Origin of the sequence: Synechococcus sp. H55.10 (assembly GCF_047502715.1) — a bacterium.
Taxonomy (GTDB): domain Bacteria; phylum Cyanobacteriota; class Cyanobacteriia; order Thermostichales; family Thermostichaceae; genus Thermostichus.
This window is the reverse complement of sequence record NZ_JANSJJ010000155.1, coordinates 1-22,284: the sequence shown is the minus strand read 5'-3', so window position 1 is coordinate 22,284 and position 22,284 is coordinate 1. Positions and strand designations below refer to the sequence as shown.

At 61.0% G+C, this 22,284-nt stretch carries 19 protein-coding genes; 16 read left to right on the top strand and 3 right to left on the bottom strand.

Translation table 11 applies throughout. The features are described 5' to 3' along the window. The first annotated feature begins 121 nt into the window (after positions 1 to 121). The 13 genes from NW858_RS09690 to NW858_RS09630 all read left to right on the top strand — a co-directional run bounded on the left by NW858_RS09690 (position 122) and on the right by NW858_RS09630 (position 11,445). The gene (locus tag NW858_RS09690; protein ID WP_414520390.1) at positions 122 to 901 is read left to right on the top strand and encodes an HAD family hydrolase; all 780 of its coding nucleotides are present in this window, start codon (positions 122 to 124) and stop codon (positions 899 to 901) included. After that, the gene (locus NW858_RS09685; RefSeq protein ID WP_414333764.1) at positions 901 to 1,755 is read left to right on the top strand and encodes a M28 family peptidase; all 855 of its coding nucleotides are present in this window, start codon (positions 901 to 903) and stop codon (positions 1,753 to 1,755) included. Before NW858_RS09690 ends, NW858_RS09685 begins: the two co-directional genes overlap by 1 nt. A 272-nt stretch (positions 1,756 to 2,027) precedes the next feature. Next, positions 2,028 to 2,789: a ChaB family protein gene (locus NW858_RS09680; protein WP_414336120.1), complete on the top strand. Its 762-nt coding sequence runs from the start codon at positions 2,028 to 2,030 to the stop codon at positions 2,787 to 2,789. Between the two features lie 129 nt (positions 2,790 to 2,918). Further along, positions 2,919 to 3,851, top strand: coding sequence for a DnaJ C-terminal domain-containing protein (locus tag NW858_RS09675; protein ID WP_414336118.1), 933 nt, complete (start codon positions 2,919 to 2,921; stop codon positions 3,849 to 3,851). Beyond that, the gene (locus NW858_RS09670) at positions 3,848 to 4,129 is read left to right on the top strand and encodes a chaperone modulator CbpM (RefSeq protein WP_414336116.1); all 282 of its coding nucleotides are present in this window, start codon (positions 3,848 to 3,850) and stop codon (positions 4,127 to 4,129) included. The genes NW858_RS09675 and NW858_RS09670 overlap by 4 nt, the downstream gene beginning before the upstream one ends. Positions 4,130 to 4,200: 71 nt before the next feature. Then, positions 4,201 to 4,950, top strand: coding sequence for a photosystem reaction center subunit H (locus NW858_RS09665; protein WP_414520389.1), 750 nt, complete (start codon positions 4,201 to 4,203; stop codon positions 4,948 to 4,950). Positions 4,951 to 5,142: 192 nt separating this feature from the next. Further along, a complete protein-coding gene (gene rplU, locus NW858_RS09660) occupies positions 5,143 to 5,550 on the top strand; it encodes a 50S ribosomal protein L21 (RefSeq protein ID WP_414335739.1) in 408 nt (135 codons plus the stop codon). 60 nt (positions 5,551 to 5,610) lie between these two features. Further along, a complete protein-coding gene (gene rpmA / locus NW858_RS09655) occupies positions 5,611 to 5,880 on the top strand; it encodes a 50S ribosomal protein L27 (protein WP_414368248.1) in 270 nt (89 codons plus the stop codon). Between the two features lie 107 nt (positions 5,881 to 5,987). Further along, positions 5,988 to 7,469, top strand: a complete 1,482-nt coding sequence (locus NW858_RS09650) for a cellulose synthase (RefSeq protein ID WP_414368246.1) — start codon at positions 5,988 to 5,990, stop codon at positions 7,467 to 7,469. 227 nt (positions 7,470 to 7,696) lie between these two features. Next, a complete protein-coding gene (locus NW858_RS09645) occupies positions 7,697 to 9,472 on the top strand; it encodes an MBL fold metallo-hydrolase (RefSeq protein WP_414335734.1) in 1,776 nt (591 codons plus the stop codon). Positions 9,473 to 9,537: 65 nt separating this feature from the next. Next, positions 9,538 to 10,293, top strand: a complete 756-nt coding sequence (locus NW858_RS09640) for an ABC transporter ATP-binding protein (protein ID WP_414520388.1) — start codon at positions 9,538 to 9,540, stop codon at positions 10,291 to 10,293. 82 nt (positions 10,294 to 10,375) lie between these two features. Further along, positions 10,376 to 10,951, top strand: coding sequence for a TIGR04376 family protein (locus NW858_RS09635; RefSeq protein ID WP_414520387.1), 576 nt, complete (start codon positions 10,376 to 10,378; stop codon positions 10,949 to 10,951). Between the two features lie 197 nt (positions 10,952 to 11,148). After that, the gene (locus NW858_RS09630) at positions 11,149 to 11,445 is read left to right on the top strand and encodes a PipX family protein (RefSeq protein WP_414335729.1); all 297 of its coding nucleotides are present in this window, start codon (positions 11,149 to 11,151) and stop codon (positions 11,443 to 11,445) included. A 212-nt stretch (positions 11,446 to 11,657) separates the two neighbouring features. Here NW858_RS09630 and pheS read toward each other — a convergent pair whose 3' ends face one another. From pheS to nrdJ, 3 genes are all read right to left on the bottom strand, one after another. Beyond that, a complete protein-coding gene (gene pheS / locus NW858_RS09625; RefSeq protein ID WP_414335728.1) occupies positions 11,658 to 12,659 on the bottom strand; it encodes a phenylalanine--tRNA ligase subunit alpha in 1,002 nt (333 codons plus the stop codon). Positions 12,660 to 12,772: 113 nt separating this feature from the next. Beyond that, the gene (locus NW858_RS09620; RefSeq protein ID WP_414520386.1) at positions 12,773 to 14,011 is read right to left on the bottom strand and encodes an RNA-guided endonuclease InsQ/TnpB family protein; all 1,239 of its coding nucleotides are present in this window, start codon (positions 14,009 to 14,011) and stop codon (positions 12,773 to 12,775) included. Positions 14,012 to 14,176: 165 nt separating this feature from the next. Next, positions 14,177 to 17,767, bottom strand: coding sequence for a ribonucleoside-triphosphate reductase, adenosylcobalamin-dependent (gene nrdJ / locus NW858_RS09615; RefSeq protein ID WP_414520385.1), 3,591 nt, complete (start codon positions 17,765 to 17,767; stop codon positions 14,177 to 14,179). Between the two features lie 318 nt (positions 17,768 to 18,085). Between nrdJ and NW858_RS09610 the strand changes: the two genes are divergently transcribed. The 3 genes from NW858_RS09610 (at position 18,086) to NW858_RS09600 (ending at position 22,040) form a co-directional block, all read left to right on the top strand. Next, the gene (locus NW858_RS09610) at positions 18,086 to 19,300 is read left to right on the top strand and encodes a site-2 protease family protein (RefSeq protein WP_414335773.1); all 1,215 of its coding nucleotides are present in this window, start codon (positions 18,086 to 18,088) and stop codon (positions 19,298 to 19,300) included. Positions 19,301 to 19,384: 84 nt separating this feature from the next. Continuing rightward, positions 19,385 to 20,689, top strand: coding sequence for a M16 family metallopeptidase (locus NW858_RS09605; protein ID WP_414509468.1), 1,305 nt, complete (start codon positions 19,385 to 19,387; stop codon positions 20,687 to 20,689). A 61-nt stretch (positions 20,690 to 20,750) separates the two neighbouring features. Continuing rightward, positions 20,751 to 22,040: a M16 family metallopeptidase gene (locus NW858_RS09600; RefSeq protein ID WP_414337136.1), complete on the top strand. Its 1,290-nt coding sequence runs from the start codon at positions 20,751 to 20,753 to the stop codon at positions 22,038 to 22,040. The last annotated feature ends 244 nt before the right edge of the window (positions 22,041 to 22,284 follow it).

Here is a 22,284-nt window from a genome sequence, read left to right as displayed (position 1 = left end):
CTCATTTTCTCATCTTCTTGGCCTTCCCAGGAACCTGGCTGAGAGCATCCAAACCATGAGGTAGCATAGGGTCGCCTGCCCAGTTGACAGGAGGCTGGCGGGGTGGGAACGGGGGGTGCGCATGGAACTGCAAGCTTTGATTTTCGACGTGGATGGCACGCTGGCGGATACGGAGCGGGATGGGCACCGCGTGGCCTTTAACGCCGCCTTTGCCGAGGCAGGCTTGGACTGGCACTGGTCGGTGGAGCTCTACGGCCAGCTCCTGGCTATTACGGGCGGCAAAGAGCGCATTCGCCACTTCGTCGAGACCTGTCAGCCGCCGCTGCCTGCCGGGGAAGACCTGACGGCCCTAATAGCCCGGCTGCACCAGGCCAAAACCCACCACTACACAGCTCTGCTGGCCCAAGGAGGGATCCCCTTGCGCCCCGGAGTCAAGCGCCTCTTGCAGGAGGCCAGAGCCGCCGGGATCCGCCTGGCCATCGCCACCACCACCACGCCCGAAAACGTGACGGCCCTTCTGGAGCACACCCTGCCGGAGAGCCTGAGCTGGTTTGAGGTGATTGCTGCCGGCGATATTGTCCCCGCCAAAAAGCCTGCTCCCGACATCTACTTCTACACGCTGGAACAGATGGGGCTGCGTCCCCAGGAGTGCCTGGCCTTTGAGGACTCCGAAAACGGGCTGCGCTCGGCCCAGCAGGCGGGCATCCCTGCCGTGGTGACGGTTAACGATTACACCCGGGAGCAAGACTTTTCCGGAGCAGCCTTGGTGCTGGATCACCTGGGGGAGCCTGAGTTGCCGTTTCAGGTGCTGGCGGGAAGGGCGGGATCCCACCGCTACTTCACCCTGGAGCTGGCCCGCCAGGTTCATGCCCAAGCCATCCACTCTGAGGTAGAAAACTAATGCCGGAGGCAGGGAGCGAAGACCTGCAGCAGCGCCTAGAAGCCCATCTGCGACAGGTGGCCCAGCCGCGGGATCCCGACTGGTCGCCCCTGGGCCACAGCCAGGTGGAGCGCTACATCCAAGAGGAGCTTTCCCGCTATGGGCTTGTAGAATCTTTCTCCTTCGAGGCTCGGGGCTGCCAGCACCGCAACTGGATCTTGAAATTGCCGGGATCCCATCCCCGCCGACCGCCCGTTCTGGTCGGGGCTCATTTTGACGCTGCCCCGGCCACCCCTGGAGCCGACGACAACGCCAGCGGTGTGGCGGTGCTGCTGGAGCTGGCCCGCCATTTTGCCACCCATCCCGCCCTTTCCTCCCTGTGGCTAGTGGCCTTCGACCTAGAAGAGCGGGGCCTGCTGGGGAGCAAGGCCTACGCGCGCTTTCTTAGACAACAGCGCCAACCCCTGCGGCTGATGCTCTCTCTGGAGATGCTGGGCTACCGCGATCCCACGCCCGGATCCCAGCGCTACCCCGCTGGCCTGGAGCGGCTCTACCCTGACCGGGGGGATTACATTGGCCTGATTGGCAACTGGCCCGCCCTGGGGGATCTGCTGAGGCTACAGCACAGTTTTCAGCAGGCGGGGATCCCGTGTTGCTGGTTGCCGGCCGGCCAGCGGGGTTTGATCCTGCCGCTTACCCGCCTTAGCGACCACTCCCCCTTTTGGGATGTAGGCTACCCCGCGGTTATGGTGACCGACACCGCCTTCTTGCGCAACCCCCACTACCACAAGCTCAGCGACACCCTTGAGACCCTAGATCTTGACTTTTTACTGGGGGTCTGCCAGGGCTTGAGGCAAGGTCTTGGATCCCTCTAGCCGCGACCTCGATTCCCAACTCCCCTCTCCCTGAGGGAGAGGGGCCGGGGGTGAGGGATGTCCCTGAGGGAGAGGGGCTGGGGGTGGTCGCGTGAGCGGCGCGGAGCGCTTGGGCAGGCCTCCTCAGTACGGAGATCGCTCCAGGAGTTTCGCGATCCCTCGACTCCCGCTGGGGCAACCGAGGGAGATAATGGGCGGCATGGGCAAAGAGGGGAAAAGCTTGCCAAAAGCTGCCCTCAGCCTTCCCGGCCAAAACTTTCCCAGGAGCTTTTATGAGTGCCTTCGCCCAAGCCCCCAAAAAGTGCGTCTCTGCCGTTTTCAAAGAAGAAGCCAAAGTCCAGGAGTGCATCCAGCGCCTGCTCAACCGCGGCATCCCCAACGATCGCATCTCCATCATTGGCCGCAATTTTCAAACGGAAGCCAAAATCAGCGGCTTTATCACCCGCAAGGATGTGGTTCTCGACGGGTTGACCAGCGGCGCCATTTATGGATCCCTGTTTGGATCCCTGTTGGGGCTACTTACAGGGGTAGGGGTGCTGTTTATTCCCTTTTTGGGAGCGGTGGTGGCCGCCGGGCCCTTGGGAGCGGCGCTGCTGGGGGCAACCGGTGGCGCTCTCTACGGGGCGCTGGGAGCGGGGCTGGGATCCGCCCTCATTGCCCTGGGCATGCCGCAGGAGAAAGCTGCCATCTACCAAACCCGGGTGCAAGCAGGTGAGTTCCTCTTGGTGGTGCAGGTGCCGGAGGAAAAAGCCGGCGAAATCTACTTGCTGTTGCAAAGTGCCGGCGGCGAAGAGGTGGCCACTGCCGACTTGAACTTGCCCAGTGAGCCAGAAGGCAACCTGACGCCGGAGACCATCTCCCCAGAAATCCGCGCCGATCTCTCAGAAGAAGCCCAGCAAACCTTTGTGGAAGCCTATAACCAGGCCAAGGCAGAGGGCAACCCCGTCGCCCAAGCGCTGCTCAAGGCTTGGGAAAAGGTCAAACAAGTTTTCACAAGGGACGACAAGGGGATCTTTTCCAGGCGCAAGCCCTAGCCCAGATAGCTTCTCAACAGCAGTGGCAGAGCCAACTGCCCCGCCGTGGCTCTGTCCCTTCAATACCCAACCTTAATATTCTGAGAAGTATCCTGAAAAGCCTTAACCTGATTTCGTAGGGGTGAGCTTATGGCTGCGAGCGATTTCAAGGATTACTACCAGATCCTGGGCGTCAGCCGAGATGCTTCTTTAGAGGAGATCAAGCGCGCCTATCGCAAGCTGGCTCGCCAGTATCACCCCGACGTTAACCCCGGCAACAAGGCAGCCGAGGAGCGCTTCAAGGAGATCAACGAAGCCTACGAGGTGCTCTCGGATCCGGACAAGCGGCGGCGCTACGACCAGTTTGGCCAGTACTGGCAACGGGTGGGCAGCGGTGCGGCGGCAGGGCCGGGCATGGAAGGATTTGCCCAGTACACCAACTTTGAGGACTTCATCAACGATCTGCTGGGCCGCATGGGATCCCGCCGCGGCGGCTTCCAGGGTTTCACCACCGGGTTTGGGCCGTTTGTCTCGGTGGATCTGCCAGGGCAAGACGTAGAAGCCACGCTAGGCCTCACCTGGGCAGAGGCCTTCCACGGCACCCAAAAGCGGCTGAGCGTGGATGGCGAAACCCTCACCATCCGTATCCCTGCCGGCGCCAAACCCGGCAGCCGCATCCGCGTCAAGGGCAAAGGCCAATATAGCCCCTTCGGCGGGCCGAGGGGGGATCTCTACCTCACCCTGGAGCTGCCTCCCCACCCCTTCTTCCGCTTTGACGGCGACAACCTGCTCTGCGAGCTGCCCATCACGCCCGATGAGGCGGTTTTGGGCGGCACGGCGGAAGTGCCCACCCCCACCGGTCGGGTGCAACTGAAGATCCCTGCCGGCGTCGATAGCGGCCAAACCCTGCGGCTGCGCGGCCAAGGCTGGCGGGATCCCCAAGGGCAGCGAGGCGACCTGCTGGTGCGGCTAAAGGTTGTCACGCCCAAATCCCTCTCCCCCACTGAGCGGGATCTTTACGAGAAACTGCGGCAAAATCGGAGCTGGGATCCCCGCGCCTACTTGCAGGAGGTGAGGCTATGAGCTTGGCCATTGTGCGGTTGGAAGAACGCCTCTATACCTTTGAGCAGGCCAGCGAAGTAGCTGGGATCCCGCCCCACCTCTTGGAGTGGCTGCTGGCCCACGGTTTGGTGGAAGCCGAAAGCAGCTACCTCACTCCCCAGCAGCTCAGGCGCCTGCTCCAGATGATCCGTCTGCATCGCGACTTGGGCCTCAACTGGGTTGGGGCGGCGATGGTTTTGGACATGGCCCAGGAGATTGCCCGCCTCAGGGCGCAGCTCCACCACTACCGCGGGTTTTGAGGATCCCGGAACCCCTACGACAACCCCACTGAACCCTGCTCCTTGTCAACTTTAATTAAGGAGAACTCCTCATGGAACAGATCATCCGACGCAGCCAAGTGGTGGGCCTGCTGGCCCTGGATGGCAGCACCGCCACGGCCCTGGGCACCGTCGAAGAAATCTGGGTCGATCCCCAGGGACGGGTCTGCTACTTCACCAGCCAGCAGGGCTACACTCCCCTGGAGCAGATCTCGCTCATCGGGCCGGACGCGCTGCTGACCTACTCCGCCGTTTTCGCCACCCCGGCAACGCCCCTCAGCTCCCTCTACCGGCGCACGGTGCGCATTGGGGATCAGCCGGTGGGTTGGATTGAGGATTTTCTCTTCGACTGGGAGACCGGATCCATTGCTGCTTACATCCTGGGGGGCAGCATTGCTGAGCCCTGGGGAGGGCGCGCCGTCCTCTTACCTGAGGATGTAGAGGCGATCGACGTGGACGCGGTGGTGGTCAAGGAAGATGCTCCCCAGCGCCTCAAATCGGAGACTGAGGGCCTAAAGAACTTTTGGAGCGAAAAATCCCGCCAAGTCAAGCAGCTCATCCAGCGCATGGGGGATCGCCTCAAAGCCCTGGTCGGCCCCCAGGATCCGCCGGAGGTGGTGCGCGTCAAGGTCAAGCAGGTGCGAGACGAGCTGGCCAAAGGGGGCAAGTTTGACCTCTCCCTGCTGGATGAGGCGGCAGAGTTTTTGCAGCAAAAGTGGGAAACCTGGCGTCACCGCCTCGAACGCGCCGCCCAGCGCATGCAAGCTGCCTTCCAGGCCGCCTGGGAGAAACTAACCGAGTGATGCTCCAACTCCCCTCTCCCTTTGGGAGAGGGGGCGGGGGTGAGGGCTGACTCCCTTTGGGAGAGGGGATGGGGGTGAGGGAATAGCCCCAGCTGACAGAGGGCAGGTTTTTCCGCTAGCATTAAAAATCGCTGTCAATGCTCGGATCAGGTTTCAAGACCCGCAGGGGCACCTGTACGGCAAGGAAAAGGCATGACCTACGCGATTGTGGAAACCAGTGGCAAGCAGCTTTGGGTAGAGCCGGGGCGCTTTTACGACATCGATCGCCTGCCCGGCACAGAAGAGAACAGCCCTTTGACCCTGTCCCAGGTGTTGTTGATTAACCATGAGGGACAGGTGACCCTAGGCCGTCCCTATATTGCCGAGGCCGTGGTCAGGGCGCGGGTTCTGCAGCACCGCCGCGGCAACAAAATCATCGTCTACAAGATGCGGCCGAAGAAAAAGACCCGCAAGAAAAGAGGCCATCGGCAGCCGCTCACCCGTGTGCTGATCGAGTCCATCGAACTCAACGGGGCGCCACTGGCCGCCGCTCAGGCTGCCTCGCCATCCACTTCTGAGATGGCAATTGCTGCAGCCGGGATCCCCGAGGCGGAGGAATAGGCCCTAAACTGTAGGATCCCAACTTATCTTCGGCGACGACACACTTGCACAGGAGGCATTATGGCTCACAAGAAAGGAACCGGCAGCACCCGCAACGGCCGCGACTCCAATGCCAAGCGGCTGGGGGTGAAGTGCTTTGGCGGCGAGCTGGTGCATCCCGGCTACATCCTGGTGAGACAGCGGGGTACCAAGTTTCACCCAGGGGTGAACGTGCGCATCGGCGGCGATGACACTTTGTTTGCGGTAGCCACCGGCATTGTCACCTTTGAGCGCTACGGCAAACGGCGGCAGAAGGTGAGCGTTTACCCGGCTGAGACGGCTGCCCAATAGGTGGCCTTTTTTCCCGTTCTGGCCAGGACAGCCCATTTGTCCCATCCCCCCCAAGCCAACAGAGGGATCCCAGCTTGGCCCAATGCCCAATTCTGTGTGGAGCGCCTGTGAGATCTGGGGCTGTGCGGGTGTACTTGTTTCGTGGCGTGGGGTTGCTCCACCTCATTGCCGGGGTGGCATACCTCTACTGGCGCATCACAGCCGGGCTGACCGGTGTGGGATCCCTTGTGTTTTGGGGGGCCGAGTTGTACGTTTGGCTGGCGGCGGTGGGCTTTATCCTCAGCCGCTATCCCCAGGTGCCGCGAAAGGGAGTGCCGACGCCGGAGGTGCTGCGGCGGGCGTTTTTTCAACTGCCGCGGGTGGATGTGCTGGTGATGCGCCAGCGGGATTCTGTGGAAGCGACCCGGCAGACGGTGCTCTCGGCCCTGCGCCTGGATTACCCCTGGGAGCGGCTGTTTGTCCATGTTGTGGATCGGGTGGAAGATGCGGAGATGGCCAAGGTGGCGCGGGCCATCCCCTGCGAGTACTGGCCTTGCCCCAGGCCAACCCTGGATCCCCTGGCTTACATGCTGGGATGCGGCCAGATCCAAGGGGAGTATCTGCTCCTGTTGCAGCCGGGCCATTTTGTCGAGCCGGATTTTTTGTGGCAGACGTTGCCCCTGTTTTACGACTCGCCAGAGCGGGCTCCCATCGCCAATGCCACCGGCTTTGTGCAGGCGATGCTGCGCACCCTGGGCCGGCCCCAGGCCGTCCACCCCCTACAGCAGCTTTTGGCGGTGGGATCCCAGGGCTACCAGACGGCGCCCCTGTTGGGATCCGGCTGTCTCATTCGGCGGGCAGCCCTGGAGGGGATCCCGCAAATTGACATTCGCCGCCCTGTGCAGTTGGGGTGTCAGATGCACTGCCGCGGCTGGCAGTCCCACCTGGCTTGCCAGGCCCAGGTCACCGGCGTTTTGTTGCCCTTGCGCAACCGTCGCGTGGCTTTGCTGGCGATTTTTTCGGCCTTGCGGGAAAACCCCTTCTGGGGCAAGGCCACCACGCAGCAGCAGCGCTTCCAGTACCTGTGGCTGGCCCTCTGGGCTGCTGGCGGCGTGGCAGAGCTGGCCTATTTGGCGGTGCCGATCCTCTTTCTCTGCACGGGCTGGATGCCGGTGCCGGCCTTTGACAGGGTCTTTTTCGCCTGGTTTTTGCCCTATGCCCTGCTGGGGCGGATCACCTGGCTGCTGGCCTTCCCCCCCTCGCTGTGGGGGGCCGCGTGGCGGTCAGAACGGCAGACGGGCAGCCAGTTCTTCCAGTCTATCCAGGCGCTGGTGCAGAGCTTGCGAGGCGGGATCCCCTATCCTGAACAGCCGTCCCAGCTTTCCCTCGGCCCGCAGGCGCTGGCTATTGTGCTGACCTTGCTGGCGATGGGGGTGGGATCCCTGCGCTTTGCCGGCAACTGGGATCCGAGCTGGCCGGAGCTGATCTTTGGCTTGGTTTGGGCCTTCTACAACCTGATGATCCTGACAGTGCGCCCCGACGATCACGATTTTGCCGGCTTTGCCCTGTCCAGCAGCAGTGCGGCGACGGAAGAGAGCGCCAACCCCTAAGCTGCCCAGCCAACATCCATTGGCTGCTGCAGAGATGGAATTGCAGGCTGCCGCAGCGGCTGGTGGGCAAACGCTATGCTGTGAGAAACATACAACGATTGACTCGGCACAGGTTGCCCCCAACTCTCCGGGGAGGCGTACCGGTGGAGAGGCGGGATCCCTGGCCAAGTTGCCCCTGATGTTTGCAGAATTGAACGCAGTTTTCTGGGTTTAAGAACGGCACACCTGTGGAGTCAGAAAGACCCCCCCTTCGACTGTTTCCCCTGGGCACAGATCCCCGGCAGCAAGGCTGTGCCTACTGGCTGGAGATGGGATCCCACCGCTTGCTCCTCGATTGCGGTTTGCCTGCTTCCTCCCTCTTCAAGGCCCTGCCAGGGATCCCGGACGCGGTGATCTGCAGCCACGCTCACTTTGACCATCTGCAGGGGCTGCCCGCCTTTCATCGTCGCTACCCGCAGGTGCCCCTCTACGCCACCCCGGTGACGGCTCATTTGGCCGGCGGGTTGTGGGAGCGCGGTGTTTGGCCAGGCTACGACCGGGATATTCGCTTTCCCCCTTTTCGGGCGCTGCCCTTTGGCCGGGCGCGGGAGATCTTGCCCCACCTGATGCTCACTTTCTTTGCGGCCGGGCACCTGCCAGGGGCGGCGGCAACCCTGCTGCAAAATACCCAGACCACTCCAGCCCAAACCTGCGTGTACACCGGCGACTGTTCCCTGGCCTCAACTCGCTTTGCCCCCGGCCTGGATCTCGCCGCTTTGCGCCACTGGCAGCCGGACGTGCTGCTCATCGAAGCCTCGCTGGGATCCACCCGCCATCCGCCCCGTCGTCATCTGGAAAATCGCCTGGTGGAGCGGTTGCTCAGCGCCCTGGAAGCGGGGCAAACGGTGCTGTTGCCGCTGCCGGTGTTGGGGCTGGGGCAGGAGCTGATCTTTCTCCTCAAGGCCCACCACCGCTTTACCCAATCTCCCCAAGCACTGAAGGTGTGGGTGGCGCCGGGTTTGGCGGCAGGCTGCGAGCTCTACGAACGCTTGCTCCCCTACCTGCCGGAGCCGGTGCGCAACTTCGCCACCTACCAGCCCTTGTTTTGGGAAGACCGCCTACAGCCACAGGTGCAGCCCCTCACGGAGGCGGATCCTCTGCCCCAAGGCCTGCTGCTGTGCGATGCCGATGCTGATCCCAAGGCCTGGGATCCCATTTGGTCGAGGTTGTTGGCCCAACCGCAGCGCTCCTGTCTGCTGCTGCGGCTGCCGGAAGTGGAGCTGGCCACCCCGTTTGAGCGTTGGCCGGCACCGCTGCGCTCCCGCCTGGCGGTGGAATGGATGACCTGGCACAGCCACAACGATGTCGGGCATCTCACCCAGATCATCCACACCTTTCGCCCCCAACATCTGGTTTTGGTGCACGCCAGCCCCCAGCAAGCGCAGGATCTGGCGGATCTGCCAGAGCTGTGCAATCGCTACCATGTCCACTGCCCCCAGTCTGGCCATTGGCTAGAGCTGGCCGACGGGCGCCTGCAAACCCCGATCCAGCCCCCGGATGCTCCTGCCGAGGTCAGGGATCCCGCGGTGCGCTACGAGGGGGAGGTGGAAGAAATTTGGCAGGAACAGGGCCCGCCCCGCGCCTTGGCCGGAGTGCAGGTGCGTCTGCCGCCCCAGATCGCCCAGGATCCCCGCTGGGCCGCCTGGGCCGATACCGGCCTGGTGGAAGCCCGCTGGCAGGGATCCGAACTGGTGCTGCGCGGCCTTGCTCCACGGGAGCTGATCCGTCCGGCAGAGGCTGCCCCCGCCCCAGCAGGAATCATGTCGCGTCCAAAACAGACTTCTGCCTCCACCCATAACGGTGGCAGAAAGTGCCAGAACTGCCGCTTTGCCCGCCAGATCTTGACCTCACAAGCCCAAGCCTTTCGCTGCGACCAAGAGCGCTCTCCCCTCTACCGCCTCCGGGTGGATCCGCAAGGAAGCTGTCCTTACCATCAGCCGCTGGAAATCCGCTCTTCCGGTTAGCTTCCAACAAGCCCCGAAGCCCCAGCAGCCCAAAGGCTAGAATGGGACAAGTCGCGGTAGCCACCATGCCTGAGCAACAACCCTGGGCAGCTCGCCGTCAGCGGCCAGTCGGATCCCTGGAGCGATCAGCCGACGCCTTGATCCCACCCCGCCCGCCCGTGGTGCAGATGGCTGGGGTGAACAAGGTCTACTCGCTGCCGGAAGGCCGCTTTCAGGCCCTCTACGACATCAACCTAACGATCTGGCCGAGAGAGTATTGCGCCATCATGGGGCCCTCGGGCTCCGGCAAGTCCACCCTGATGAACCTCATGGGCTGTTTGGATCGGCCCAGCTCAGGGCGCTACTGGCTGGACGGCGTGGAAGTCTCTACCCTGACGGATCGGGAGCTGGCCCGGATTCGCAACCAAAAGATCGGCTTTGTCTTCCAGCAGTTTCATCTGCTGCCTGTTCTGACAGCACTGGAAAACGTCATGCTCCCCTTGGCCTATGCCGGGATCCCGGAGCCAGAACAACGCCGGCGGGCCAAGCAAGCTTTAGAACAAGTGGGCTTGGGGAGCAAACTGCACCAGCGCCCAGCCCAGCTCTCCGGGGGCCAGCAGCAGCGGGTGGCCATTGCCCGGGCCGTCGTCAACCGACCGCAACTGTTGTTGGCTGACGAGCCCACAGGAGCCCTGGACAGCCACACCGGTCAGGAAGTGCTCAACCTTTTTGCCGAGCTCCACCGCCAGGGCATTACCCTTGTCGTGGTTACCCATGACCTGAAAGTGGCCCAGGTCGCCCAGCGCATCATCCGAGTTGCCGATGGGCATTTGCTGGCCTAGGCCGGGATCCAACGGGGGCCTATCGGGAACGAGCCGGCTTGCGCTAGCCTAAACGCAACTGAGCGCTCGGCAGGATCGGCCCATGAAATTCATCGAAGATATCATCCGATTTTTGGAAACCCGTCTGGAGGAGTTTCTCAGGGCTCACCCCGAGATCGAGTTGCAAGCCCTCGACGAGCAGTTGCGCCAGCAGGAAGAAGAAACTCGACGGCTGTTGCAGGAAAGCCGCGCTCAGAAGCAGGCCCTCAGCGAAGCTCTCGCCAAGCTGGGCGAGGAGATCAAGACCTGGCACTTTCGCATCGAAAAAGCCGAGCGAGCCAACCGCCCCGATCTGGCCGAAGGGGCACGCCGACGCGAAGCCGAACTGCTGCAGCAAGGGAGCCGGTTGTTCAACCAAGGGAAGTCCCTAGAGGAGAAAATCCGGCAACTGGAAGCTCTACTGCCGCAAATTGCCCAGCGCCGCCAAGAGGTACAAACCAAGCTACAAGAAGTCAAAGCCGCACAAGCCAAAACTGCCGCCGAGCGGGTTAGCCCCTGGGAAAAGCTGTTTGAGGAGGATAAATTGGAGGAAGAATTTCGTCGGCTGGAGATGCGGCTAGCGGTAGATAAGGAATTGGATGACATGAAGAAAAAGGTGGGGGAACAGAAGCGGCGATAGCAGCCCGACCTGTGCCCAGAAAAACTTTGTTAACCTCGAATCCAGTTGCAACAGCCAAACCAAAATCAAGCTGGGTGGAACCTATAATTTCAGCTCTCGGTCTTAAGAGCCGGAGCAAAATCGCTTCGGAGACTTTCTCCGCCACCGAACGAGAAGGAAAGCCCCTCTTCTCCACCAAGAGTGATACGCTATTGGGCATGAATGAGTTGTATCTGAATCACCCCACATTTGGTTTGCTCTACAGCCTGTGTCGGGTTGACGAAAGTCAGGCCATCTTCACCACCCTTTATGCTCAAAGGCTCTTTTTTCGGGTTTACTTCAAGCCGCCGGATAACAACGGGGATCCTGCTGCCGTGGAGGAGCTGGTCTTTGATCCGATTAGCCGTAACGAGGCTCGCCAACTCATCGAAGAGCAAATGCGCCTGCTGCGCCGCGCCGCTCGTCAAGACGAGCTAGAACAACTGCAGTTGATCTATAAGCAAACCTTTTCCTAGCGGGGCTCCTTCTGAGAGTCTGGCATGACCTTAGGGCAAGGGTTACGTTCCCCCAGACAGCCGCTTATGGCCACTTCAAACTAGATTAAGACACTTCCCACGCGTCCCTCGCCACTCCCCTCACCCCCAGCCCCTCTCCCTGAGGGAGAGGGGAGTCGAGAATAGCGCCCCGCGTCGCTGGCGCAAACGAAGCCTTGAAATGACGATAAAACCTAAAACTGGGACAGAAAGCGCAGGTCGCTGCTGTAGAACAGCCGGATATCTTGAATGCCGTGTAGGAGCATGGCCATTCGCTCGATGCCGATCCCTGCCGCAAACCCGGTGTAGCGCTCCGGGTCATAGCCCACCGCCTGAAACACATTGGGATCCACCATGCCACAGCCGAAAATCTCCAGCCACTTGGAGCCAAAGCGCACGTCCATCTCGGCGGAAGGCTCGGTGAAGGGAAAATAGCTGGGGCGAAAGCGGGTTTCTCGCTGGCCCAACAGGCGAGTGACGAACTCCTTGAGGGTACCCTTCAGGTCGCAAAAGGTGAGGTTCTCGCCCACCGCCAAAATTTCCATCTGGTGAAATACGGCAGAGTGGGTGGCATCGACGGTATCGCGGCGCATCACTCGCCCGGCATGGACAATGCGCAGCGGCGGCTGGTGCTGCTCCATGTAGCGCACCTGCACCGAAGAGGTTTGGGTGCGCATCAGATAGCCCTTTTCTAGGTAGAGGGTATCCTGCATGTCCCGCGCCGGGTGGTCGGCAGGGGTGTTGAGGGCCTCGAAGTTGTAGTACTCCGTCTCGATCTCCGGGCCGTGCACCACCGTGTAGCCCATCCCCACAAAAATATCCAGCATGCGGTCGATGGTGGCCTGCAAAGGGTGGATCCGCCCCAGAGGCCGACGCGGCCCCGGCATGGTGACATCCAGCCGCTCTGCTTCTAGGCGCTGCAGCAGTTGAGCTTCGCCAAGGGCCTGCTTGCGCTGCTCCAGGCTGGATTGGAGAGACTCTTTGAAGGTGTTGGCCAAAGCGCCAATCGCAGGCCGTTCTTCTGGGGGCAGCTTCCCCATTCCTCCCAAGATCTTGGAGAGCTTGCCCTTTTTGCCCAGGTAGTCGATGCGGAGCTGCTCCAGAGCCTCCAGATCGGCGGCTTGTTCCACTTGGGCAAGAGCCTCGCTTTGCAGGGTGAGAAGCTGCTGGCGGAGCGTGTCTTTTGCGTCTTGCATGGGGCCAATTCCAAGGGCAGAAGGGATCCCCGAAGGGCTGAATAAGTCCCTACAAAAGTATCACAGGAGGAAGCCCGGTCTTGACACTCCCACCGACTAAAGTCGGGGGATTCTTACGCAGTCCACAGACGGACTCGCAAAGGCGTTGTCAAGACGCCCCTAGACAGTTCCTTGAGACAGAGCCCCAAGGTTCTGCTTACTTTTTTCAGCAGGTTGGCCGCAGCATTAGCATCCGCATTGACCAACCATCCCGTTGCCGTTTGGTACAGTCCCCGCTTTACTCGCTTCCCAGATGCTTGCCACCCGTCGGGTTTTTCACCATAGTTAGGCAGCTCATCCCCATCCAAGAAGCTGGCCTGGGAACTGTACGCCTCATCAACCTCGATAAACTCAATGCCGTATTGCTGACATAGCTCCTCTATGCGCCTCTTCAACCGCTCGGTGGGAATGAAGACAAAGCTCTGGTTGTTAACCTTGCCTAGGTTGCACGCTTGCTTTTGCCCTTTGTTCCAGCCAAAGATAACTTTCCCAATAGAGTGCTCCAGACAGGAGTTGACAACCAGGCGAGCGGCTTTGTTGACGGCATCCCGCATCCTACGATTTCTTTTCTCAGTGAGACAACTGAGGCGGCGAGACCAAAAGCCTTGTGGTTTATTAGTTCTGAGCCTGGCCACCTCTTTGTTGTACCACTGGTTAAAAGATTTAACCTTGCGCCCGTCGATGATGAAGCTGTGCCCTAGATTGCTGACGCAGGCAAGCCAGTTGTCAACTCCGTGGTCAATTGCCAACGCTTTTGTTGGGTCAAGGGGCTGTGGTTGAGAAGGTTTGGCATACACCCACTCTAGGTAGAACACCCCATGTCGGGGTAGGATTCTGAGTTCCTTGAGGTCTTCCCACCGCAAATGGGTAGGGAACTGCACCCAGAAAGCGTCTAGGCCAAACCACGCCTTGACTTGTTTGCCGAGAGGCACTCTGACCTGCCCTTCTTGGAATTTCAGCCATTGCTTCGGGTAGGCTACAGGGAACAGTCCAGCCTTACGGTAGTGCGGCAACCTGGGCTTTGCGTTCGGCTGCGCTTGCAAAAGCGACTTAAAGCTAGTTAGTGCTTCTGCTACTGACTTGCAAGTTTGCTGTGCAGAGGAAGCGTACATCGCCGCAAAGTGCTTGTTCTTGGTTCTCACCATCTCTCTGCAGAGCTGAGCGTAGCTTACCAGTCGCTTGGTCTTGAAATAGACTTGGCGAGCATAGTACAGAGCACAGTTGTAGACCTTGTTAGACTGCTGGCAGAGGTACTCCAGTAGGGCTACTAGCTTCCTGTCCTGAATCAGAACCTGTTGACAGCCGTAGTCCATTGGTGCTGAGTGGCGATCCAAAGCTATATTAACGACTCGCATCATTGGTGAGCATCGAAGGCTTTTCCGCCCCGCACTACTCGCGCTAGCGGGACGGAGTCCTTAGTACGGGGCTACCAAGCTACTCTGCTGTGTTGCAAAGAGCTACCCACTCCTTATTGGGGCCTAGCTCTGAGGCGCCGTTGGGGATAGCGGGGCGGAGTCCGTATCTGGCAACAGACACCCCAAAGCATCACACCCTGCCGGCCCCTCTGCTGCCAGGGCGAGGTGGTGGTCATGGCGGGCCAGGGCCGCGAAGAAGTCGTCTGTCCTTCGTCTCGTGTTGACCTCGGCCACCAGCCGCTCGTAGGTGGCCTTGTCGATTTTCTCGAAGGGCAGGCGGGGGAAGGGGGCGTCGAAGCGGGCCAACAGCGCTGCGCTGATGTAGCCCTCGTCGTCGCGGATGGCCTCGTAAATGCGGGATCCCAGCGCTTCGATCTCGTCCTCGCGCAGCTCAAGGGTAGCTGAGGTGTTGTGGGTGGTGTAGTACTTTTGCACCTGCATGTAAAAGTCAAACTGGGCCAGGGCGGAGAAGCGCTCAATCTCAATCTCCTCGGCGCCGGGCAAGTTGGCCCACTCCACCTCCACCGGCAGTTCCACCAGCCACTCGGTACAGCGGGGATCAAAGGGGTCGTTGAGCAGGTTGCCGTTTTCGTCCTTGTCCGCCTGGGCGGGCACTACCGAGTAGCCATAGTCCAGACAGGCGAGGGCCACGGGGTCGTTTTTGGCAAAGGTGATGCGGCGGATGTAGCGCTGGGCCTTGGGCGGGTGCCAGCCGGGCGAGGCGTTGGTGAGCAGGGACTTGGTGCCAGCGGGCTGAACAGTGGTGCAGCGGTTGGGACGGCGCAACCCGTGGCGGTCGCAGTAGTCCCAGACCACGCGGTGGACAACTTCCTTCCAAAAGCTGAGGTATTCCTGCTCCTGCTGCTTGAACTCCCGCCCCAGGGGCGTATCCGGCCTCCCTTCTTGCCACCAGCGCAGCCAGTCTACCCCAAAGGCTTTGACGCAAAAGTCAAACAGACCGGTAAACGAGACGCCGACGATGGGATCCCACTCCCGCGAGCGCTGGAAGCGGGGCTCGACAAAGCGATGGTGCAATAGCGCCGCCGCCGTCAGGGCCCCGGCTGTGAAGGCCTCCTCTTGTTCCTGGCGGTTGTGGGGATCCAGCCGGTTGAGGTGGATCTCAGCCAGGTTGCAGTGGAAGTCGCATCCAATGATCTCGCCGCAAGGGTTTAACCCATACCGCCGCAGCCGGTGCTCCAGTTCAGCCTCGGGCAGGGTTGGCCAGTGGTGTTTTAGCCAGCGTCGAGCTTCCTCTGGGCCTTGGGAAGCATAGATGTTGAGGAAGGTCTGTTTCAATTCTGGAGTGGCGAGCAGGTCGACATTGGCCCGCGCCACAGCTTCCCCCGCCCACTGGATGGCTCCCTCGCCGGAGTAAAACTGCTTGCGCACCGCCGCAATGCACTCTTCTCGCGTTGGCTTGCGGTGGAACACGCGCGTGTGGTTGGCCATGCGCAGGGCATCCCGCTCCGGGTCAATTCTCCAGTTGCCCTGCTCGTCCTGCTGCCAGAGGTTGTCCTTGGCGCTGGATCCCAGCTCGTCGTCGGCGGCAAATTGGCGCATGCCCGCGCTGTTGTGGGTGAGATAGCCATTGCAGTAAAAGCAATGGGCCTCTTCGACTTCAATGTCGTAGGTTCGTACCCAGTCATGGCTGCCTAGGCCCTTAACTGTAACGGGGATATCCAAATCCAACCCCGACTCAGCCAAGTATCGTTCATAGTTGGCTTCGACCGACCGAGCTCCTTGGCAGCCCATGCCGCGCATCTCAGTGTAGCTGTATACTTCCTGCAGCAGGGAGCCCGGAATCGTAAAGCCATGCGTCTCCAGCCCTTGGGGCAACTTCCCTTTAGCTGAGTAGGGAGCCACCAAGGCGTTGTACCGATCCTTGAATGCCGGTAGGGTAAGGCTGTATTGAACCTGCCAGTTCTCCTGCTGGGGGGGGAGGATTTTGAGTCGGCCTGCAATACCCAGACTGGAGAGCACAGCCCCCACTTGCAGGGCAAAGGAGCGGTGGACAGTTGTCAGCAATTGGGGGGGATGACTACGGGTTGACCCATCGCTGTCGATAAGGCCTGCCAGGTAAGCTGACCGTACCTCAACGGTGCCGCGTAGGATAAAGTCGGGAACTTGCGGGGGTTGCTTTGGTTTCTTGATGTGCCGCTCGAAATACTCCGCCAGCGGGATGCAGGAACACACAAACTTTGCCCTGTTCTCCCCTGGCCCATAGCTGCAGGTAGCTGTCAGCCCGAAGGCGGCTAGCGCCTGCTCCAGCTTAGCTTGGAGACGGGAAAGCAGCTCGGGATCCAGGGTATTGGCACTCCACTCCAGGTGACCGTAGGGCTTGCCGTGGAGATCGCGCCCCAGCGCAACATACCCATCCCCCTGGGTAAACCCAATGAGCCAGGCCACCTCTGGCGTCAGAGGCGGGATGTGCAGGGGCTTTGCGGTGGGGCTTTGTCTTGGACGAGGTGCCGTAAAGTCCTCAGGGAGGTGGGTAATGGTGCCGGGGAGAACTTGGGTGTCGTGCAGCAGACGATCCCCCTCGACTAACTCGTGGGTACTTTTCCATGCGATGTTCCCCCGAGCGTCTGCCAAAACCGCATGGCGGTGGTTCAAAGTTGAAAAGAAAGGAAGGGCATTGGTCTCTATTTCGTAAACTTCTTGGATCCCTTGGTCAAACTTGTTGACCACCCGACGAAACCCAAGAGGGGTCTGAACCCAATCGCCTACCTGCACATCCTTGATGGGCACCAGACCTTGTGAGGTGTGCACCAAGGCGTTTTCAGGTAAGCACCGCCGAATGTTCCCCGCCACAATCGTCACCGCCGCCTCGTCGATGAGCAGGCAGCACTCCACCGAGTTCAGTTGTCTGCCCACCGCTTTGTTGAGGATGGCGGCACAGCGCTCGTAGAGGCCGGGCAGCTTGATGGGGTTGGCCACACCCCCAAACCCCTGTAGCCGCTCGCCGGCAGGGCGGACATCGCTCAAGTCCACCGTCACCTGAACCTCGCCGCCCAAGCTGGGATCCGCCGCCAGCTCCAGCAGCGCCTGGTAGGACTCCACCCAGCCCCGCCGGCTATCCCCCACCTGGATGTGCACCCGGGATCCCTGCCGCTGGATGCGGGTGTGCTCCTGCCGCTGCTCTCGGGGGGTGGCGCCGAGGGATCCCACCACCTGGACCTGCAGGCGGTTGAGGATGGGGGGCAAGCGGTTGATGAACTGGGGCTCCAGCACCGCCCCCGTGCCGCAGCCCATCATGGCCAGATCCATCATCAGGCCAAAAGAGCGCCAGTCCACCACGGTGGTGCTGGTGCAGTTGTAGGCGCCAGAGTAGTTTTCCGGCTTCTGGATCCAGTCGGTGCCCATCACCCACAGGGCCCGGCCCGAGATCAACGCCTTCAACTGCCGCTGCAGACGTTCCACCAGCTCCCGCTCCTGGGGAGTAAAACGCCCCAAGCGGGCAATGTCGGTCAGGGTGCGATCGCAGACGTCGCTCCAAGTCTCGCGGCTGCCATCCGGGCGCCGCCGACTGTAGGTGCGGTAGAACACTGGAGCGGCCGTCGGAGCTGTTGCTGGGAACTCGCCCAGGGATCCCGTCGCCTCGGCGAGACCAAGTCCCTGAATTTCCGGAGAATGTACTTCTTTGCTCTGAACCATAGCCACACCCCTCCTGCAAGGCTCCCCTGCTAAAGCTCCTTTGAGCGTCGGTTTGCAACCCCGCCGACCCGATGCCCAACCACGTTATCACAATCTTCAGGAGCCTGGTGTTGCAGGTAGTGTTGTGCTGGCAAGAGCTCCCAAAGATCCCCTAGGGATAGAGCCGGCCCGGTTATCTCTCCCGAGGTGTCTGCCGGAGGGAACGGAAGGCCAGGCAGAGGGGCTACAGTGGATGAAGAGGGATCCCGGGGAAGAGGGTCGCTTGCTCTCTCGAAAAGTCGCCCGCCTGGGCGCAAACTGTAGAAGGAGTTGGATGCCATGACCAGTCGCCTGCGCATCGGTAGCTTGTGGGGGATCCCCTTTTTCATCGACTACACCTGGTTTCCGGCGGCTCTGTTGCTGGTGCTCTCCTACGGCGTGGTGACGGCGCTGGGGCTGTTTCTCTCCTTGCTGGCCCATGAGCTGGCCCACAGCCTGGTGGCCCGCGCCTACGGAGTGAGGGTTAACTCCATTACCCTGTTTATTTTTGGGGGCATGGCAGCGATTGAGCGGGAAGTCCCCCGTCCCCTCGGCGCTTTTTGCGTGGCGGTGGCAGGTCCCCTCCTCAGCCTGGGCCTGTTCCTCATCTTCAGCCTGGCCCGGGCTTGGGCTGTGCCGGAGTCGATGCTGGCCTCAACCCTCACCAACTTGGCTGCCATCAACTTGACGATTGCCCTGTTTAATCTGCTGCCGGGACTGCCTCTGGATGGAGGGCAAATGCTCAAGGCGGCCATCTGGGGTTGGACAGGGGATCGCCAACAGGGCATGATCTGGGCGGCTCGGGCCGGACAATTTGTCGGCTTTGGCCTGTTGGGGCTAGGGTTGTTGGCGGTCTTTGCTGGCAGCCTGAATGGCCTCTGGCTGGGACTGATCGGACTGTTTATTTTGAACACCGCCCGCCGCTACAGCCAGTATGCCCAGCTCCAGCAGGTGTTGGCCCGCCTGAAGGCTGCCGATGTGATGACCCGCCAGTTTCGGGTGTTGGATGCCAACATGAGCCTGCGGGAGTTTGTGGATCGCTACCTGGTGCCCTCTTCCCTCAAGCCGGAAGCCCCAGCTCAGCCAGCAGAGATTTATTTCGCCGAGGAAGACGGCCGCTACCGCGGGTTGGTCAGGCCAGAACTGCTCAACGACATCGAGCGCAGCCAGTGGGATCGCCTCACCCTCAAGGCCATTCTCAAGCCGATGGAGCAACTGCAGGGGGTACGAGAGGAGACCCCCATCCCCCAGGTGATTCAGATGATGCGCCAGGCAGAACCGCGCCGCATTTTGGTCTTCACGCCCAGCGGTGCCATTGCCGGCTTGATCGATCGGGGCGATGTGGTGGCCATGGCTGCCCGGCAGTTGGGGGTTCTGCTGCCCCAAGAGGTGGTGCAACGGGTGCGAGACAGCCAAGAGTGGCCCCCTGGATTTCAGGTGGAGGACAATCTGGCCGGCGAGGGATCCCCCAGTCTCTCTTGGCAGGGATCCCCAGATCTGCACAACGAGCCTTAAATGCCAAGAAAAGTAGTCTCAAATGCTATTTCGCGGCGACCTTTTCCCTCTATAATTAAGAGTGTTCTCTATTAGTTAAGAATTTTGAATCGCGCTCCTCGTCTTTTGCCCGCCTACACCCACCGACTGAGCAATGGGCTAGGCGTCATCCTTCATCCCATCCCGATTGCCGATTCTGTTACTGTTGATGTCTGGGTACGGGCAGGTGCACGCCATGAGCTGCCGGAGTGCCTGGGCATCTCCCATTTTCTGGAACACATGGTGTTTAAGGGCAGCGAGCGTTTGGCCCCCGGTGAGTTGGACTGGGCCGTTGAAGGACGGGGGGGAGTTACCAATGCGGCCACCAGCCAAGACTACACCCACTACTACATTACGGTGGCCGCTGCCGACCTGGCCGATACCTTGCCTTACCTGGCAGAGGTGGTTTTGCGGGCCGGGATCCCGGAGCAGGAGTTTGAGCGGGAGCGGCAGGTGGTCCTGGAGGAAATTCGCCGCGCCGCCGACAACCCCGACTACACCGCCTATCAGCTTCTGATGGAGACCGCCTACGGGGAGCACCCTTATGGACGACCGGTGTTGGGCACGCCAGAAAGCCTGATGCAACTGACCCCTGAGCTGCTGCGCGCCTACCACCGCGGCTGGTATCGGCCTGAATCCATGACGGTGGTGGTGACGGGTGGCCTCGAACCTGAAAAGGCGCTGGCTTTGGTGGAGGAGCAGTTTGGTGGCTCTGCCGCCGGGCCGGCAGCGGTCAGCCCCCCCATTCCGCCGCAGCCTCGTCCCCAAGGGATCCTGCGCCGGGAGAGCACCCATGTCCGCTTGGAGCAAGCCCGCCTGAAATTGGCCTGGCCCACCGTCGGCATTGACGATTGGCAAGAGGCCTGCGGCTTGGAGATGTTGGCTTCTGTGCTGGGAGATGGCCGTACTTCGCGGCTGGTTCATCTGCTGCGGGAACAGCGGGGCTGGGTGAGGGCCATTGGCTGTTCTTCGCTGGTGCTGAAGGAGGGAGGGCTTTTTTGTATCAGTGCCCAACTGGAGCCGGAGGATGTGGCGCGGGTGGAGGCGACCATCCTGCACGAGATTGAAAAGTTACAGCAGGATGGCATCGGCCAAGCGGAGTTGGATCGCACCCGACGTATGCTCACCCATGAGTTCTTGTTCTCCGCCGAGTCTCCCAGTCAACTGGCGAGTATCTATGGCTACTACGAGACGCTGAGTGGGGTGCAACGCATTCAAGAGTACCTGGAGTTGTTGCAATCTTTTACCCCGGCTCAGCTCCGGGAACTGGCCCAGCAATACTTGTCTCCGGAAGCTCATGTGGTCACCCTTCTCAAGCCAACTGCTCTGGATCCGGCGGCAGTCTCGGAGCTGCAACTGGCTTGTCGTTGAGCGCTACCTCGACGCCCCAGACCCTTGATTTTCGGATTTTGGACGGGGATCCCTTGCCTGCATGAACGCTACCCTGTTTGCCACCCAACGTGGCCGTCTACAGCGCGTCCTTTTGGCCAATGGCCTCACGCTGTTGCTGGGCCAGAACCCAACGGTGGAGATCTTGGCGGCCCACTGCTTTTTCCGCGGCGGCAGCCGGTCAGAGCGACCGCAGCAGGCGGGGGTGAGCCACTTGACGGCGGCTGTCCTCACCAAAGGGACACATCGGCACAACTCTCAGGCCATTGCCGCTTGGGTGGAATCGCTGGGAGCCTCGCTGGGGGTGGACAGCTCTGCCGACTGTTTCGAGGTCAGCCTGCGCTGTGTGGCTGCGGATTTTCCTGAGCTGCTGGGGTTGCTGGCGGAGCTCCTGCGGGATCCCAGCTTTCCCGAGGCGGAGGTGGCGCGGGAGCGGGATTTGATGCTGCAGGCCATTCGCGCCCAACAGGAACGGCCCTTCAGCTTGGCTTTTGATCGGGTGCGGCAAGCCCTCTACGGGGATCACCCCTACGCCCTACCGGGGCTGGGACGGCTGGAGACGGTGGGATCCCTGACCCGCGAGGATTTGGTAGCCTATCATGCGGCCCACTGTCGTCCCGATGGAATGGTGATGGTGGTGATCGGCCCAGAGCCGCCGGAGCAGATGGCTGCCCAAGTGGAAGCTGCTTTGGGAGACTGGGTTGTTCCCGGCCCCTCTCCAAAAGACCTGGATCTTCCCCTACCCCCTCTGAGGGAGCCGCAACTGCTGAAGCTGCCCCAGCCCACCCAGCAGACGACCCTCTTGATCGGCTTTCGCGGATCCCCTGCGGCTTCTGCGGATTATCCAGCCCTGAAATTGCTGGCCACCTACCTGGGCAGCGGTCTGTCCAGCCGCCTGTTTGTGGAGCTGCGGGAGCGCTGCGGCCTGGCCTATGAGGTCTCGGCTTTTTTTGCCACCCGTCGGGATCCCGCTCCTTTTGGGGTTTATATGGGCACTGCGGCGGAGAACACCCAGGTAGCCCTGGAGCGCCTGCAGGCAGAAATCCACCGTCTGCAGGCCAATCCGCTCCCCCCAGAAGAGATAGAAATGGCCCAGCGCAAGCTATTGGGCCAATACGCCCTCAGCAAACAAACCAATGCCCAAGTGGCGCAACTGGCCGGCTGGTACGAGATTTTGGGCTTGGGCATGGAGTTCGACCAGCAGTACTTGCAAGAGGTCAGGCAGCTCACCCCAGAGCAGCTCCATCAAGCTGCGAAAACCTATCTGACCAACCCGGCCATTGCCCTGGTGGGGCCGGAAGCTGCCTTAGCAGAAGTTGAGCTGGTGTTTTGAATGAACTACCCCACCGCGCAGGCGGGTGGGGTTTCCCCATCCGCTTTACGGCGAGATTTTTGTCTCTTCCTCTGCCCCAGTTGCTTCATGGATCCCGTGTACCGGGTCTCTGAAGTAGAGCTGAAGCATCCAAGACTCACGAGGCGGGTTCCCAGCCCCGGTTGCTGATTAGTAGCAACGTTGTAGAAAACCATCACCGTTCCCCTGTCCCGCGGTATCGCAAACCCACAGGCAGAACAGACAT

Excerpts from the sequence above, each read along its gene's own strand:
- NW858_RS09690 (WP_414520390.1), top strand. The coding sequence starts at position 122 with ATGGAACTGCAAGCTTTGATTTTCGACGTGGATGGCACGCTGGCGGAT.
- NW858_RS09685 (WP_414333764.1), top strand. The coding sequence starts at position 901 with ATGCCGGAGGCAGGGAGCGAAGACCTGCAGCAGCGCCTAGAAGCCCAT.
- NW858_RS09680 (WP_414336120.1), top strand. The coding sequence starts at position 2,028 with ATGAGTGCCTTCGCCCAAGCCCCCAAAAAGTGCGTCTCTGCCGTTTTC.
- NW858_RS09675 (WP_414336118.1), top strand. The coding sequence starts at position 2,919 with ATGGCTGCGAGCGATTTCAAGGATTACTACCAGATCCTGGGCGTCAGC.
- NW858_RS09670 (WP_414336116.1), top strand. The coding sequence starts at position 3,848 with ATGAGCTTGGCCATTGTGCGGTTGGAAGAACGCCTCTATACCTTTGAG.
- NW858_RS09665 (WP_414520389.1), top strand. The coding sequence starts at position 4,201 with ATGGAACAGATCATCCGACGCAGCCAAGTGGTGGGCCTGCTGGCCCTG.
- rplU (WP_414335739.1), top strand. The coding sequence starts at position 5,143 with ATGACCTACGCGATTGTGGAAACCAGTGGCAAGCAGCTTTGGGTAGAG.
- rpmA (WP_414368248.1), top strand. The coding sequence starts at position 5,611 with ATGGCTCACAAGAAAGGAACCGGCAGCACCCGCAACGGCCGCGACTCC.
- NW858_RS09640 (WP_414520388.1), top strand. The coding sequence starts at position 9,538 with ATGCCTGAGCAACAACCCTGGGCAGCTCGCCGTCAGCGGCCAGTCGGA.
- NW858_RS09635 (WP_414520387.1), top strand. The coding sequence starts at position 10,376 with ATGAAATTCATCGAAGATATCATCCGATTTTTGGAAACCCGTCTGGAG.
- NW858_RS09630 (WP_414335729.1), top strand. The coding sequence starts at position 11,149 with ATGAATGAGTTGTATCTGAATCACCCCACATTTGGTTTGCTCTACAGC.
- pheS (WP_414335728.1), bottom strand. The coding sequence starts at position 12,659 with ATGCAAGACGCAAAAGACACGCTCCGCCAGCAGCTTCTCACCCTGCAA.
- NW858_RS09620 (WP_414520386.1), bottom strand. The coding sequence starts at position 14,011 with ATGGACTACGGCTGTCAACAGGTTCTGATTCAGGACAGGAAGCTAGTA.
- nrdJ (WP_414520385.1), bottom strand. The coding sequence starts at position 17,767 with ATGGTTCAGAGCAAAGAAGTACATTCTCCGGAAATTCAGGGACTTGGT.
- NW858_RS09610 (WP_414335773.1), top strand. The coding sequence starts at position 18,086 with ATGACCAGTCGCCTGCGCATCGGTAGCTTGTGGGGGATCCCCTTTTTC.
- NW858_RS09600 (WP_414337136.1), top strand. The coding sequence starts at position 20,751 with ATGAACGCTACCCTGTTTGCCACCCAACGTGGCCGTCTACAGCGCGTC.